The sequence below is a fragment of the Streptomyces liliiviolaceus genome (genome assembly GCF_018070025.1).
Lineage (GTDB): Bacteria > Actinomycetota > Actinomycetes > Streptomycetales > Streptomycetaceae > Streptomyces > Streptomyces liliiviolaceus.
In genome coordinates this window covers 4,603,595-4,618,197 of record NZ_JAGPYQ010000001.1, presented here as the reverse complement: position 1 = coordinate 4,618,197, position 14,603 = coordinate 4,603,595, and the positions used below count along the sequence as shown (strand labels likewise).

The 14,603-nt window shown below is 70.5% G+C and carries 13 protein-coding genes and 1 pseudogene; 10 read left to right on the top strand and 4 right to left on the bottom strand.

Going from position 1 to position 14,603, the window contains the following annotated elements; genetic code table 11:
• Nucleotides 1-53: 53 nt before the first annotated feature.
• Nucleotides 54-1,148 carry an NAD(P)/FAD-dependent oxidoreductase gene (locus tag J8N05_RS20215; protein WP_210884720.1) on the bottom strand — a complete coding sequence of 365 codons (1,095 nt, stop codon included), beginning with the start codon at nucleotides 1,146-1,148 and terminating at the stop codon, nucleotides 54-56.
• 149 nt (nucleotides 1,149-1,297) lie between these two features.
• On the opposite strand from J8N05_RS20215, the gene J8N05_RS20210 reads away from it, so the two are divergent.
• The 8 genes and pseudogenes from J8N05_RS20210 (at nucleotide 1,298) to phzG (ending at nucleotide 6,942) form a co-directional block, all read left to right on the top strand.
• Nucleotides 1,298-2,272 (top strand): NADP-dependent oxidoreductase, encoded by a 975-nt coding sequence (locus J8N05_RS20210; RefSeq protein ID WP_210884719.1) that lies wholly within the window; start codon nucleotides 1,298-1,300, stop codon nucleotides 2,270-2,272.
• A 55-nt stretch (nucleotides 2,273-2,327) separates the two neighbouring features.
• A pseudogene (locus J8N05_RS48180) lies at nucleotides 2,328-2,495 on the top strand (TetR family transcriptional regulator); the annotation flags it as partial.
• Nucleotides 2,496-3,017 carry a TetR/AcrR family transcriptional regulator C-terminal domain-containing protein gene (locus J8N05_RS20205; RefSeq protein WP_210884718.1) on the top strand — a complete coding sequence of 174 codons (522 nt, stop codon included), beginning with the start codon at nucleotides 2,496-2,498 and terminating at the stop codon, nucleotides 3,015-3,017.
• A gap of 1,235 nt (nucleotides 3,018-4,252) precedes the next feature.
• Nucleotides 4,253-4,909, top strand: coding sequence for a hypothetical protein (locus tag J8N05_RS20200; protein WP_210884715.1), 657 nt, complete (start codon nucleotides 4,253-4,255; stop codon nucleotides 4,907-4,909).
• Complete coding sequence (locus J8N05_RS48175; protein ID WP_210884714.1) at nucleotides 4,860-5,114, top strand: alpha/beta fold hydrolase; 255 nt, start codon at nucleotides 4,860-4,862, stop codon at nucleotides 5,112-5,114. Before J8N05_RS20200 ends, J8N05_RS48175 begins: the two co-directional genes overlap by 50 nt.
• Before the next feature lie 301 nt (nucleotides 5,115-5,415).
• Nucleotides 5,416-5,901, top strand: coding sequence for a PhzA/PhzB family protein (locus J8N05_RS20190; protein ID WP_210884712.1), 486 nt, complete (start codon nucleotides 5,416-5,418; stop codon nucleotides 5,899-5,901).
• A gap of 57 nt (nucleotides 5,902-5,958) precedes the next feature.
• The gene (locus J8N05_RS20185) at nucleotides 5,959-6,282 is read left to right on the top strand and encodes a hypothetical protein (RefSeq protein WP_308286808.1); all 324 of its coding nucleotides are present in this window, start codon (nucleotides 5,959-5,961) and stop codon (nucleotides 6,280-6,282) included.
• 24 nt (nucleotides 6,283-6,306) lie between these two features.
• Nucleotides 6,307-6,942 (top strand): phenazine biosynthesis FMN-dependent oxidase PhzG, encoded by a 636-nt coding sequence (phzG, locus tag J8N05_RS20180; protein WP_210884709.1) that lies wholly within the window; start codon nucleotides 6,307-6,309, stop codon nucleotides 6,940-6,942.
• 88 nt (nucleotides 6,943-7,030) lie between these two features.
• On the opposite strand, the gene J8N05_RS20175 is transcribed toward phzG, so the two are convergent.
• Genes J8N05_RS20175 through J8N05_RS20165 form a run of 3 tightly spaced genes read right to left on the bottom strand, consistent with a single transcriptional unit; the run spans nucleotide 7,031 to nucleotide 10,515 of the window.
• Nucleotides 7,031-8,410: an aldehyde dehydrogenase family protein gene (locus J8N05_RS20175; protein WP_210884708.1), complete on the bottom strand. Its 1,380-nt coding sequence runs from the start codon at nucleotides 8,408-8,410 to the stop codon at nucleotides 7,031-7,033.
• Complete coding sequence (locus J8N05_RS20170) at nucleotides 8,410-9,510, bottom strand: phenylacetate--CoA ligase family protein (RefSeq protein WP_210884707.1); 1,101 nt, start codon at nucleotides 9,508-9,510, stop codon at nucleotides 8,410-8,412. Before J8N05_RS20170 ends, J8N05_RS20175 begins: the two co-directional genes overlap by 1 nt.
• A 12-nt stretch (nucleotides 9,511-9,522) precedes the next feature.
• Nucleotides 9,523-10,515 (bottom strand): ParB/RepB/Spo0J family partition protein, encoded by a 993-nt coding sequence (locus J8N05_RS20165; protein ID WP_210884706.1) that lies wholly within the window; start codon nucleotides 10,513-10,515, stop codon nucleotides 9,523-9,525.
• Between the two features lie 281 nt (nucleotides 10,516-10,796).
• On the opposite strand from J8N05_RS20165, the gene J8N05_RS20160 reads away from it, so the two are divergent.
• Nucleotides 10,797-11,633 carry a PhzF family phenazine biosynthesis protein gene (locus J8N05_RS20160; RefSeq protein WP_210884705.1) on the top strand — a complete coding sequence of 279 codons (837 nt, stop codon included), beginning with the start codon at nucleotides 10,797-10,799 and terminating at the stop codon, nucleotides 11,631-11,633.
• Between the two features lie 59 nt (nucleotides 11,634-11,692).
• Nucleotides 11,693-14,503, top strand: a complete 2,811-nt coding sequence (locus J8N05_RS20155) for a helix-turn-helix transcriptional regulator (RefSeq protein WP_210884703.1) — start codon at nucleotides 11,693-11,695, stop codon at nucleotides 14,501-14,503.
• Nucleotides 14,504-14,603: the final 100 nt, after the last annotated feature.

The window sequence follows — 14,603 nt, the reverse complement described above, 5'->3', positions numbered from 1 at the left end:
AGGAGGATGTGCGGGGAAGCGGCGCTGTACGGTCGTATCGGGCGGGGGAAGGGTCAGACGGAGACGCCGAACAACTCGCTGAACCGCCCGAGCAGCAGATCGGCGCCCTTGTAGCCGGAGGTCTCCGCCGCACCCAGCACGACCGGACCGTCGGGGCCCGGCACCTGCGAGGCGCCGCCGGTCGAACCCAGCGGCACGAGCACCGCGTCCGGCCCCGGCCGGTAGGTCTGCTCGACCGGTCGCCCGGTGGCCAGCGCCTTGATGTTCGCCGCGACCGTGACGGCGTGTTCGGAGGCCGCCTTGGACCGCTTCGGCTCGGGCACGGCCGTGACGTCACCGATGGCGAACACGTTCGGCGTGCCCGCCACGCGCAGGTGCTCGTCGACCTCCACGTGGCCGTCCGGCCGCCGGGCGGCAGCGAGTTCGCCGGTCAGCATGTCGCTGAGTGGCGTCATGCCGTAGCAGCGGAACCAGAGGTCCGCCTCGATCCGTACGCCCGCCTCGGTGGTGACCGAGAAGGGCTCGTGCACCCCCGCAGGCGAAGACGGCGGGGCGGTCAGCGCGCTGCCCAGTTCCAGCCGCACGCCCCGCTGGGCCAATTGCTCGCGCAGCGCGCCGCGCAGTTCGGGCAGATAGCGGCCGCCCAGCACGTCCTCGGCGGGGTCGACCACGATCACCTTCGTCCGCGGCCAGCGCTCGGTGATCTCCCCGGCGAGCTCCAGCCCGACGGGACCGGCACCGAGCAGCAACACCCGCGAGGAGGCGGCGAGCTGGGCCCGTGTGTCCGCGTGCCGCAGCACGGAGTCGGCGCTGTCCTCGGTGTCCGGCTTCGCCGGGTAGGGGTACGAGGAACCGGTGGCGAGGACGACGTAGTCCGCGTGGATGCGTGTGCCGTCGGCCGTGGTGACACCTCCCGTGTCGACCGCCACGGCGCGGTCGCGAACATGCCGGCCCCGGATGAACAGGCCGTCGTATCCGAAGTAGATCCGCCTGGCCCACTCCTCGTCGACCAGCCCGCGCAGAGCCGCCACCGCGTGGACGAAGGCGTCCTTGGGGTCGATCAGAACGACGTCGAGGTCCGGATCCAACTCGCGGGCCAGCGCGGCCCCTCCGTATCCGCCGCCGACGATCGCGACCGTGTTGCCCATACGTTGCGCTCCTTGTGTTCACCGCGTCGATACCACGGGCGGAAGAAAGGGCTCCGCCGACACCCGGGAAGCCTAGCCGCCGGTTTGGGTAAAGTGCAATCTGTATGGCAATTAACGACCGGAGTCAGACAGAGACGTCGAGGTGTCGCATGCCCCTGGCCTACGTGTACGACCGTTTCGGTGGACCGGAGGTCGAGCACTTCGCCGACCTTCCGCGACCGGTTCCGGGCCCCGGTGACCTGCTGGTCGCCGTACGTGCGGCCGGCGTCAACCCCGTTGACTTCAAACGCCGTTCGGGCCGCCGCCCGGCCGGGGCGCCTGCGGTCGTCCTGCCCGCCGTGATGGGCGGCGAGGCGGCGGGCAGGGTCGTCGGGCTCGGCCCCGGCGTCACCGGGTTCGCCGTGGGTGACGCGGTCCTCGGCGGCCCGACGACAGGCGGGTACGCGCAGTACACCCTGCTGCCCGCGCGAGCGGCGGTTCGCAAACCGCCGGAGGTCTCATGGACCGACGCCGCCGCCCTGCCCATCGCTGCCGCCACCGGCTACGGCGCGGTGTCCCAACTCGCCCTGCCGCCCGGCGCGACGCTCCTGGTGACCGGCGTCGGGGGCGGCGTCGGCGTGGCCGCCGCGCAGATCGCGGCAGGCTTGGGCCTGCACGTGGTGGGCTCGGCCGCCGAGGACAAGCGGGCGTTCGTCGACGCTCTCGGTGTACGGTTCGTCGCCTCCGGGCCCGGCCTCGCCACGCGGATAGCGGGCCGCGTGGACGGCGTACTCGACCTGGTCGGTGGCGAGGTGCTGCGCGAGAGCGCCGCGCTCCTGGCGGACCGTACGAAACTGGTGAGTGGCGCCGACCGGGACGCCGTCACCGCACTCGGCGGCGCGCCGGTGGGGCCGGTCCGTGACCCCGCGATCCTGGGCGCGGTCGTGGAACTGGTCCGCACCGGCGCCCTGGACCCGAAGGTGACGCGCGTGATCCCGTTCGAACGGGCCGCGCAGGCGGTCCGGTCCGTGGAGGGCGGACACAGTTGGGGCAAGACCGTCCTGGAGATGCCACCCTTGGCCTGGGAGCCCGAGCGGCGAACCGCCTCGGGGGAGGGGCGGACCGCTCGATCCCCGGGAAAGTAAAATATAACGTGCATGGCAACTTGGCCGACGGGCCACCCGATTCACGGAGGCTTCCCTGAACACCACACCCGCGGCCCACGTCGGCCCGGACGCGCAGCCACGCCTCGGCCGGCCTGGTGGCAGAGCCGCGAAACGCCGGGCCATCACCCAGGGCGCGCGTACCGTCTTCGGCCGGGAGGGATACAGCCGCACCAGCATCGAGGCCATCGCCGCCGAGGCCGGGGTGTCCACCCGCACGATCTACAACCACTTCGAGGGCAAGGAACACCTCTTCTCGGCCGTCGTCCACGACAGCGCCAGCCAGGTCGCGGACGCCTTCATCGCGACCGTGGCCGAACAACTCGCCTGCGTCGACGCCCGCGCCGACCTGATCGCCCTTGGCCGCGCCCTCGTCGGTCAACGCACCCAGTTTCCTGACCACTTCGCGATGATCCGGCAGATCAAGGCCGAGGTTCAGCACTTCTCGCCCGCCCTGATCGACACCTGGCAGCAGGCGGGACCTCTCCGCGTCCAGACCGAGGTCTCCCGGCGCCTCTCCCAGCTCACCGACGCCGGTCTCCTGAACATCTCCAGCCCTGCCCGCGCCACCCTCCACTTCGTCGCGCTGGTCAACTCCGAGATCACCATCAGTCCCCATGCCAGCCGTGCGCCGAGCCCGGCACAGGTCCGCGCCTGTGTCACCCGCGCGGTCGATGCGTTCCTGCACGGCTACGGTCACACCGTCGGCACGGTCCAGGGGCAGTGACTCTGTTGGTGATCTGCAGCGGCCGGACGACCGCGCATGGCTCGTACGTTGCGCGAGGGGGTGGCCTCGCTTCCGGCGCCGAGCCGGGTAGATGGCGGTGGGGAGCAGGCCTGCCCCCAGGGATGCTCCAAGGGGACGTGGGGCAGCCGGAAGCCGAGCTCTTGGACAGCTCCGTTCGGGCGCCGTTGGTGGAGTTCGGCGGGCGCCCCCTCCATGGAGGGGGCGCACCGGTGAGGGGCAGGCCCTCACTCGGGGTCAGACCTGCGAGAGAACGTCCGACGGTGTAAAGGGCGCACTCTTCCGGCTCGGGGTGGCATCCGCATGCGCCCGCGGCCGGTGTGGTCGCTGCCGCCGCCGGCCCTCGCTCTTGCCTTCCCGGTCGTCCGAGAAAGTGTGCGAGGGGAAAGTGTGCGCGGGCGACAGCGTCGTCCGCGGTGCCTACGCGGGCTGACGATTCGATCGTCCCCGGGATTCAGGCAGCCGTTCGCCGCTCTTGAAACAGGGCGCATCCGGTCCGAGGACGGCGGCGGCGAACGTGTCCGTACGAGGCAGTCAGCCTGCTTGAGGCAGGCCTTTGGGGCTTGTGGGACTTGGCGGACCCCGCATGAGGTGGCCAGGTGCTCCCGCCCTTCCCACCGGCCCGGTAGGCCGCTCCGCCCGGTCCGCTGCTCCGCCGCAAGAGCGTACGAAGGCGCAGGCACCGCTCGGCGGTCACCGTGCTTCCAATGCGCCTTTCTGCGCATTGACGGGTTCTCGGCCGAGGAGGACGGTGGGCGGATCGGGATTCCGGCCCTCGGGTCGGAGCCCCTGCAGTCTTCGGGGGAGGGCCGCATGACCATGGACGACATCGCAGGCGTGCAATCCACGGCGGCCGACATGCCGTCGAGCGAGGCGGAGCCGTCCTCGATGTCCCTCCCGTTCGCGTGCGGCAGTGGTGTCTACGGTCCGGACCCGCCCGTGTCGTCCCAGGGCCCGCGGCCATCGGGACGGGGGGAAAACCGGACCGGACACGAGCGTGCACGGGCGACTACGCGCCGACCACGGACGATCCGCGGCTGTTCGGGATCGAGGAATTCCTGGACCACGGGGTCGGGAGGCCGCAGCGAAGTCGTCGCGCGGACATCGCCATGGGAGAGGGACCGGTCGGAGAGCGAGGTGACACGTCGGACGCATGTACGGCCCGCCTCAGAGGCCGTCCCCCCTTCCCTCCCCGCACCGACCACCAGGAGGTTGTCATGACCGACGAGGCCACGATCCAGGACCGTGCACTCACCGGGCCGCTACGCATCCCCGGGACCGCCGGCGCGGACGCTGAGCCACCGACGGTCGCCAGGTCGGGGAACAACGTCTTCGTCCTGTGGCACGAGTTTCCCCCGGGTTTCGACCCGAACAACCCGCAACCGGACATCTTCCTGGCGCGGAGTACGAACGGGGGATCGACGTTCCAGCCGCGGATCAATCTCAGCAACAGTCCGACGATCTCGTCCGAAGAGACCCTCACGGTGTCCGGCAGCCGGGTCTACGTCGTGTGGGTCGAGGCCGGCGACGTGGTCTTCCGACGCGACCGGGAGAACGACGGTGTGTATTCCAACCGCATCACGCTCAGCAGCGCCAACACCGGCGCCGCTCCCGAACTCCTGCGGATTGCCGCTTCCGGCAGCAACGTCTTCGTCGCGTGGAGGGCCACGCTGAACAACGAGGACACTGCTTTCCTCACCCGGAGCACCAACGGCGGTGATAGTTTTCAAGCGCCCGCAAGGGTCGGCGTCAGTGATCTTCCGCAGCCCGGCCTCGCCATGACACTGGTCAGCGACAACCGGGTGCTTGTCGCCTGGCGCACGAGTGGCCCTCCCGGAACGCAGGGCGAGATCTTCTACGTCCTGGCACCGTGACCCGCAGAGTCCCAGGCTCCGTAGGATCACCGCACCGACGTTGGTCGTCCATGGAGCGGAGGATCCGCTGATTCCCGTGGCGTGCGGGCGGGACGCGGCGGACAACATCGCCGGTGTCGAGCTGTTGATCATCCCGGGCATGGGACACCATTCCCCCCGCCCCCGCAGATGTTCCCTGTCCTCGCGGATGCGGTCGAAAGGGTGACCCGTCGGGCGCGGGGCTGACATGTACGGCTGATCCCCGAGAGCGGGCACCGGAGTCCACACGACGAGCGACGGCGCACGTGAGGCGGCCAGTTGCTGTTCGGACTCGCTCGGGACCCGTCGCGGCCGACGATAGGGGGACCTACGTCGTGGAGTGTGCGGGCGGCGATGCGAACGCGTGACGACGGTCGGCATGCCGCGGTGTATAGAAAAATAATGGTCGGCACGGCCTCGGGTATAGCCGCCGACGCCAGGATGGCCAGGACGACGTTCCGTGATGGCTATCTTTGGGAGCATCATCCATGTCTGATGCCAAGCGGCAGGGATTCGACGACGACGCCGAACTCCGGCGAATCAACCGGGAAACGGTTGAGAAGTACATGCACACCACCGGGCAGGACCGGCTCGAACGGCATCTGCTCTTCACCGAGGACGGCAGCGGCGGACTGTGGACGACCGACACCGGCGAGCCGATCGTCATCCGGGGCCGGGATCGGCTGGGCGAGCACGCCGTATGGTCCCTGCAATGCTTCCCTGACTGGGTCTGGTACAACATCGAGGTCTTCGAGACGCAGGACCCGAACCGATTCTGGGTCGAATGCGACGGCAAGGGGAAGATTCTCTTTCCCGGGTATCCCGAGGGGTATTACCAGAATCACTTCCTGCACTCGTTCCTGCTGGCGGAGGGGAAGGTTGTGCAGAACCGAGAGTTCATGAACCCCTTCGAGCAGCTGCGGGCCCTGAGCATTCCGGTACCGGAGATCAAGCGCGAGGGAATTCCCACCTGACGTCGTGGGATGCCGCGTGACGTGACGAAGGGGAGAGGTGCGGGCATTGTGAGAACCATGATCGCCTGGTGGGATCTCGACGATTCCGACCAGACCATCGACTCGATGCGGGACTTCCTGCGGGACGAGGCCGTGGAGGCGTGGACCTCGGTGCGGGGCCTGCCGCTGAAGCTCTGGGTCGCCGACAGGGAGAACAACCGCTGGGGAGCGGTTCTGGTATGGGAGTCGGCGGAGGCCGCCGCCCCGCCCCACCCGAGGAGTGCCGCCGAACTCATCGGATATCCGCCCACGTTCCGGGCCTGGTTCGACATCGAGGCCGTGGCGGAGGGCGTCCACTCCCTGCCCGCCCTCGCCGGGCTGGGACTGGCCCTGGAGAAGTGAACGGCCGGACATACGGAGACCTATATGACTGTGACGCACCAGAAGACCGTTCCGCTGTCCGCCGACGCGCTGTCGGACTCCGGAACACCGCCCGACGACCCGCTGGACCTGTTCCGTACCTGGCTCGCCGACGCGGCGGAGAACGACGTACGGGAGCCGGGCGCGCTGGCTCTGGCCACCGCCGACGCCCGGGGACGCGCGTCGAACCGGATCATCCAGCTCGGCCGTCTGACCTCCGACGGTTTCGTGTTCACCACGCACGTCGGAAGCCTCAAGGGGCGTGACATAGAAGCCACCGCCTGGGGCTCGGCCGTCCTGTACTGGCGGGAGACCGACCAGCAGATCGTCCTCAGCGGCCCCATCACGCGGCTCCCCGACGCGGAGTCGGACGCGCTGTGGGCGGTACGGCCGGCCGACGCGAAGGTGGTGACGTCCGCCTCGCGGCAGAGCGACCCGCTCGACGACGAGCCGGCGCTGCGCGCGGAGATCGAGCGGCTGACCGGCCTCGAAGGTCAGCTGCCCCGGCCGGCGACCTTCGCCGGCTACCACCTGGCGCCGGAGACCGTGGAGTTCTGGCACGCCAGCAAGGACCGTCTGCACAAACGGCTGCTCTACACCCGGACCGCCGACGGCTGGAGCGTTTCCCGCCTCCAGCCCTGAGACGGCACACGGACGCCGGTGGGGGCCCCCCCCCGGGTGGCGCCCACCGGCGTCCGCGTGTCCTGCGGCATGTACTTCGGTGAAGCGGTCAGCCGCGGATCACGGTTTTCGTACGCATGAGGAAATCGGAGAGGTACCCGTCGTGGGGCATCCCGATGTCGGTCCAGTGGGTGGGGTGCCCACCGATGTAGAGATTGCCGATCGTGGGCTCGTTCACCAGGTCGTCGATGAGCCGCGCGTCGTCGGTGACGGCGGTGAGGACCAGCGTGTCCCGGAGCGGTTCCAGCCCGGCCTCGGGCGTCCACGGCGCCACCCAGACGCAAGGGAAGGGCAGTTCGAGGTCGGACTGCGGCGCGGTGGGGCTGTCGAGCTGATGAACGGTGGGCCGCAGGACCGCGCTGCCGTCTTCGAGTTCGTCGATGAAACCGTCACCGCCCAGCCAGGCGCGGGTGCCGACCGCGTTGTTCAGCACGTACCGTTCGAGGGCCTTGGCGGGCATCCGGGCCTGGACCGGAAGGACCGCCTTCTCGTCCTCGGGGGGCAGACTGGGAAGGGCCGTGAACCGTGCGGCGATGGCCTCGGCCACCGGGGCGGGGTCGCCCTCGACCAGTACGGCGGTGGCGTTCACGCAGCCGGTTCCGCCGTGATGGGCGACCGAGTCGACGATCATGTCCAGGTGGGCACGCCAGTCGGTGCCCGCGGTCAGCAGGACCTTCGAGCGGCCCGGCTCCTGGGGCAGCACGGTGCTCTCCCCGGCGAACCGGCGGATCACGTCGTCGCCGCCGTACGCCAGGTCTGCCCCGCGCAGGACGGCTTCGCCGGCCTCCTGCTCGGTCGGCAGGAGAATGACGTGGTCGGTGCCGAACCCCGCCTCCCACAACGCCGTGACGAGCCGGTGCGCGGTGAACGGTTCCCGTCGGGTGGGCCGTACCGCCACTTTGAAGCCCAGCGCCAGCGCCTCCAGCCAGAGGCTGTGCGCCCCCGGGTGCACGCCGGACACATGGACGGCGAGCACGTCGCCGCGCCGGCTCCACACGGCCCGGCCGGAGCGGGTGAGCGGGTCGCGCCAGTCGCCGACCGATCCGGCCGGCCGGGCGTACTGCACGCTTTCGTGCACGTGTGCCGCACGGTGCGCTGCGGTCCTGGTGGCCGCCCGGACCACGGAGAGGGGCAACCCGGAGACCCGGCTGACCCGGTACTCGTACTCGGACACCGACAGGCCGCCCAGCGTGGCGGTGGCGAACAGTTCGCCGGCGCGGGCGATCGCGGCGATCCGGTCGTCCACCGGCAGCCGGGCCGACCTGCGGAGGGCAGTCATGGCACGGCTCACGAACAACGTCGGTACGAGCCCCAGTCGGGCGACCGGGTTGCCGGCCACGTCCTTGATCTCCTGATGGCTGCGCGAGGCGTACGCACCGGCGGGGCCCAGTGCGTCCAGCGTGACGATGTCGGCGGTCGACCGCGTCATCAGTAGACCCCCTCGATGACGGCCTCGTCCTCGAAGTGGGTGACGGGAGCGATGTCGGCCACCGCGTCACCGATCTGGCCCGGCAGCGGCTCGATCCGGGTCGCCAGGTCGCGTTCGAGGTTGTTGGGCAGGAACAGCGACTTGCTGATGTGGTTCATCACCACTTGGCCGCGCTCCCCGTAGGGAACGGTCCTTCGGGTCTCGGGGTTGACGACCGAGAAGGTGACGTACGGCGAGAACGTGTCGAAGACGCAGGGGCCGTCGTCGCCGAGGCCGGGACGCTGTCCGGCGATCCCCAGGATCATGGTGCTGCCGTAGTGGCCGTAGAGCAGCGTGTCGGGGAAGACCTCGGTGCGGTAGAGGTAGCGGGAGTCCGCGTCCATCTGCGTGCCGCCCCACCTGATCGCCCGTACCTTCTGGTTGACCAGGTCGACGAGTTCGTCCCGGCGGGCCAGCCGTTCCAGGAGCGGCGGCGTGATGGCCATGACCCCGATGTCCTGGGTGCGCAGGACGAACGCGGCCTGGTCGATGACGTGTTCGGCGTAGGCGTCCGCCTGATCGGTCCGGCCCGCGGCGATGAGTCGCTTCACCCAGCGCGGGTCGAGGTCGACCGGGAAGCTCAGGGAGCCGTGGGCCGCCGCGGAGCGGGAGAACAGTTCGCCGACGATGTGCGGTCCGGTGGGGGTGACCCCGAGCCAGTTGGCGCCGCGCGGAAAGCCGTGTGCGTCCAGGTTGACCAGGCTCCAGGCCACCAGACGGTCCATCCAGTCGGCCAGGCACACGACCCGTTTCGGGGCTCCGGTGGTGCCGCCGCTCTCGTAGACGCCGACGACGTCGGGGGCGTCGCCGTAGCCCTGCGGTACGAGGTCCTGGGCGGGGGTGTCCCGCAGTTCGTTGACGATGTTCGGGAAGAGCTTGAGATCGTCGAAGCTCTTGACGTCGGCCCGCGGGTCGAAGTCGAGCTTCTTGGCGCGCTCCAGCCAGTAGGGGGATCCGGTCTCCGGACTGAAGTGCCAGTCCATCGCGGCCTGGATGAACTCGTCCGGGTCGGGCCGGACGTCGAACGGCAGTTCCAGGACCGGATTGGCCTCTCGCGGCATGGTGACTCCTTGTCAGCTGATGCGTATCCCTGTGGACGACTGCGGGTTGAGGGCCGCCTGGCGGGCCCTCTCCTCCAGTGCGACCGCGATTTCGCTCCATGAGGCGGCATACTGCTGGGCGGCTCTGGAGAGCATGCCCAGGGTGTGCTCGGGAAGGTCCTTGATCAGTTGTTCGCGGCGGTCGGCGAACATGATGTGGGGGTCCAGGAGGCGCAGCAGAACCCGGCCGGCCTCCGTGAACCGCAGTGAGGGGTCCTTGCGCAGGGCGGCCAGGGCGGACCGGCCGTCGGTCGGCATCCGATGGACGGTCGCGGGGGAGCCGAAGCTCCGCCGGCCCTGATGCTCGTCCTTCGCGGGCGGGGTCCGGTCCTTCGTGGCCTCCGCCGCCGGGGAGAAGCGCTGCCGCACGGGTATGGGGTCCTCGCCGCGGCTGAGCTTGTCCCGGACGTCGCGCACGGTCTCCGGCGAGATGCCCGCGACTCTGGCGACCTCCCGCAGTGAGCCGCCCGGGTTGGCGCTGAGGTACTCGGCGGCCAGCCGTCGGCCGAGCTCGGTGTTCAGCGGTCGGGTGCGTCCGTCCCGGCCGACTCTGGCGAGTGGCTGGTGCGCTCCCTCGGCGGTGCGTTTGCGGATCTCGCCCACCGTCTTGCCGGACAGCCCGGTGAGGGAGGCGATGGCCCGGTCCGACAGTTGTGCGTGCGAGACCACTATGCGCGCGGCGGCTCTTCGGCGCTCCGCGAGGGTGAGCGGCAGGCCGTGTGTGACGTTCAGCCGGACGGCGAGCACGAAGGCATCCTGTTCGGTGCCGTCGAAGTACCGGACCTGGATCGTCTGCCGGCCCCGGAGGATCGCGGAGCGCACCCGGTGCATTCCGTCGATGACGCGCATGCTGGGTCGGTGGACGGTGATGGGAGGGAGCGTCTCCTCCGTCTCGGCGAGCGCCTGCACGTGGCTGGTGATCTCGCCGCCGATGCGTGGGGAGTACCCCGGGATCAGCGCACTCACCGGCGCCGTCTCGATCTCCTCGGGAGACGCTTCGGCGGCATTCTCTGGATTTTCGGGTAAGGATTCTGAGGTGCCGACTCTACTATGACGGGTCACCGAAATCCCTCCTTGGCATTTCGTACCCACTGACGCTATCGAGCTGTAAGCATGTAATTCAAGGCTATATTTGAGAGAGCGGAGGCTATATTTTTTCTATATGTCGCTCGCAGTCGCGGATGTCCGGTCGGTGCCGTGGGAACGAAGGTTGTCGGTGAGGTGATGGCGCTGGTAACTTCACCGTTATGCATAATTACGTAGTCGCGGATGCCTTCACGGACACGCCGCTGGAAGGAAATCCGGTCGCCGTCTTCTTCGACGCACACGACATTCCTGACGTGCGTATGCAAAGAATTGCCAGAGAGATGAACCTCTCGGAGGTCACCTTTGTGCTCCCCGCTGAGAAGGGCGGTGACGCGCGCATCCGAATCTTTACTCCGGTGAACGAACTGCCCTTTGCGGGGCACCCGATGCTGGGCACCGCCGTCGTCCTCGGCAGGTCGTTCAAGGGCGATCGGCTACTGCTGGAGACCGCCATGGGCACGATCCCCTTCGACTTCGACCGCGAGGGCGACCGGGTCACCTCCGTCCGCATGCAGCAGCCGATTCCCACCTGGGAACCGTACGAGCATGCCGACGAACTGCTGGCGGGGCTCGGCCTGAAGTCGTCCACCCTGCCGGTGGAGGCCTACCGGAACGGACCACGGCATGTCTTCGTGGGGCTGGAGAACGTGGCGGCTCTGTCCGCCGTCCGGCCCGACCTTCGTGTCCTCGCCCGCTTCCCCGACATGGCCGTGAACTGCTTCGCCCCCGCGGACGGGCACTGGCGGAGCCGGATGTTCTCACCCGCGTACGGCGTGGCCGAGGACGCGGCGACCGGATCGGCCGCCGGACCGCTGGCGGTCCACGTCGCACGGCACGGCCTGAGCAAGTTCGGCCGCGAGATCGAGATCCTCCAGGGTGTCGAGATGGGCCGCCCGTCGACGATGATCGCCAGGGCCGAGGGCACCGAGGACCGGATCACCTCGATCGAGGTGGGCGGGGCCGCCGTGGTCGTCGCCGCTGGAGTCATCCACGTATGACGCGCACGGTGAGCCGTGGTGACGGACACAGACCTGAACGGAACAGGCGGCACTGAGTGATGTCGGAAGACACGGTGACCGAGTGGCCCATGGCCGGCCGTAACACCGAACTGGACAGGATCGAGGCGGCGGTGGCCCGCGGGCACGGCGCCCTGCTGACCGGAGAGCCCGGCGTCGGCAAGAGCCGGCTGCTGCGCGCCTCGTTGCGGCGCGCAGCGGAGAAGGGCGCTGAGGTCAGGCTGGTCAGCGGGGCGGGAATCTGCGGGGCGGACGTGTCCTCGCTGTTCACCGGATGGGCGAGCGGGCAGGGTGGTGAGCGTGATGCCGTCGCCCGGCACCTCCTCGACGATGCCTTCCCCGGCCGCCGGACACCCGCTGCGGACGGTCTCCAGGGGCGGTTCGTCCTCGGCCTCGACGACGCGCACTGCCTGGCTCCGGCGTTCGCGGCGCGACTGCGGGCAGGTGTCGCCGAGGGGCGGTTGACCCTGGTGGCCACCGTCCGGGCCGGCGTCCCGGCACCCGACGGCGTCAACAGGCTCTGGGTGGAGCGGCTGGTCGAGCGGATGGAGATCGCGGAACTCGACCGGTCTGCGGCGGCCGACGTCGTCCACGCGAAGCTCGGCGGACATGTCGCCGCGGCGGCACTGGAACGGTTGTGGTCCTTCACCCAGGGGAACGCGCTGCTCCTGACGGAACTCGCCGACTCCGCGCTCGCCGACGGCAGCCTCCGCAGCGAGGACGGCACCTGGCTGTGGGACGGCCTGAACGGCAGGCCCGCGGCGCGCCTGGCGGACCTGGTGCACCTGCGGCTCGGCCACCTCTCGCCGGACGAGCGCCGGCTCGTGCAGATGATCGCCCTCGCCGAGCCGCTCGAAGCGGAGCTGTCGGCCGTCGCGGAACTGACCCACGCCGTGGAGACGCTCGACAGACGGGGCCTCATCACCGCCGAACTCAGCGGCCTGCGACTGCGCCTGCGACTGGCCTACCCCCTCTACCGTCCCGTCCTCGTCTCCAGCCTGCCCGAACTGACCGGCCTGCGGCTGCGGCGCAGACTCGCCGACGCCCTGGAGGACACCGGCCTGCGTCGGGACGACGACGTACTGCGCATGGCCGTCCTGCGGATCGACGCCGGACAACTGCCGTGCGCCGACCAGCTCCAGTCCGCTGCGAGGACCGCGCTGCGGCATCTGGACTTCGCGCTCACCGAGCGACTGTGCCTGCTCGCCCTTCCCCTGCCCGACGCGGACATCCCCACCCTCATGCTGCTGCGCGGCCGGGCGCTGCAGGGCCAGGGGCGTCATGCCGAGGCCGAGACGCTGTTCGCCGGCATGTCCGCCGAAAAGGGCCCGACCAGCACCGCGGTATGGGCGGAGGCCGTGCAGGCACGCTCGGAGAACCTGGCCTGGGGACTGCGCCTCGTCCAGGATGCCGAGGCGGTCCTCGACGAGGCGGTCACGGCCGCTCCCGAGACCGGCCGAGGGCTGCTGCAAGGCACCCAGACCGTCATGATGCTGCTGGGCGACCGGCTGGAGGAGGCCGCCGCCATGGGGGAGACGGTGCTCGCCGAGCCCCGCGATCCGGCCGTGGTCCAGCGGGTACTGCCGCCCGCCGCCTTCGCCCGCAACGAACTGGGCGACGCGGTCGGTGCGCTCGCCCTCCTCCAGCGGTGCCGTCCCGAACCGGGCGTCTGGAGCGACGAGGCCCGGCTGTCCCACCAACTGGTCGCGGCCTGCGCCGCACTCCAGACCGGCGCTGTGGCGGTGGCGGGCGCGATCTTGGACGGCCTGCCCGCCGACACGGAGGACGACCGGCCCGGCGCCCTGTGGGCCGCGTCGGTACGGGCACGGCTGTACCGCAGCTGCGGCCGGTACGCCGATGGCATCGGCCTGCTGCGCCAGGTCAGCGCGCCGCCGGACACGCGTGACTGGCTCACCACCAAGGCGTGGCGGCTGGCTCAGATGGCGGGCGCGCTGGCCGAGGCGGGCGAGCACGCCGAGGCGATGCGTGTCCTGGTCGAGGTCCGCTCCGAGGAGAGCGGCACCGTGCGGTACCCGCTCGCCGCGGACGGGGTGGCCATGGAGCGGGCGCTGGTCCTCGCCCACGTCGGAGATCTCACCGGCGCGCTGCACGACGCACTGGAACTGGGCGAGCGCGCGGCCGCCGCCGGCCGCGCCTTCCAGGCACTGACGGCGCTGCACCTGGTGGCCCGCATCGGCGAGGCCCGCGCGGTCGTCGAGCGGGCCTCCGCCCTGGCCCGGCACCTCGATTCCGGCCTCGCCGCACTGCAGGCCGAGCACGTACGGGCGTTGGCCGACGCGGACGGGGACGCGCTCTCCGCGCTCGCCGAGCGGTTCGAGGCGATGGGCCTGCTGCCGCTGGCCGCCGAGGCGTCGGCGCAGGCGTGCCGGGCCCATCGGGCGGCGGGGCGGCACCGCAGGAGCCGGGCCACCCGGACCGAGTGCCAGGAACTGCTGCAGCGGTTCGGGGGCACGCTGCCGGTGTGGGCCGCGCTGGACAAGCAGGGATCGGAGCCGTCGGCCGAACTCACCGGCCGTGAGCGGGAGGTGGCGGCGCTCGCCGCCTCCGGGCTCTCGAACCAGGACGTCGCCGACCGGCTGGGCGTATCGGTGCGCACGGTGGAGAACCATCTGCACCGCGCCTACGGCAAGCTCGGGGTCACCACGCGGGCCGATCTCGCCCAGCGTCTGGACTCCAGGCTGTCGGCGGACGGCTTCGGGAACCTTCCGGCACCTGCCCCCGGACGGACGCGGCGGGTCCAGGACGCCGGCCCGGCGCAGCCGCGTGCGGACCGCCCGGGACTCGTCGCGGCGGGGAGGCACTCCGGGCGGGTCGGGGTGGGCGAGGCCTGAGACGGGTTCCGCGGGGTGTGCCCGTACAGCTGGATGGCGTGCCCTTTCGGGCGCGCCATCCAGCTGTACGGACCCGGGAGCCTCCCTGCCGGCCCGGTTG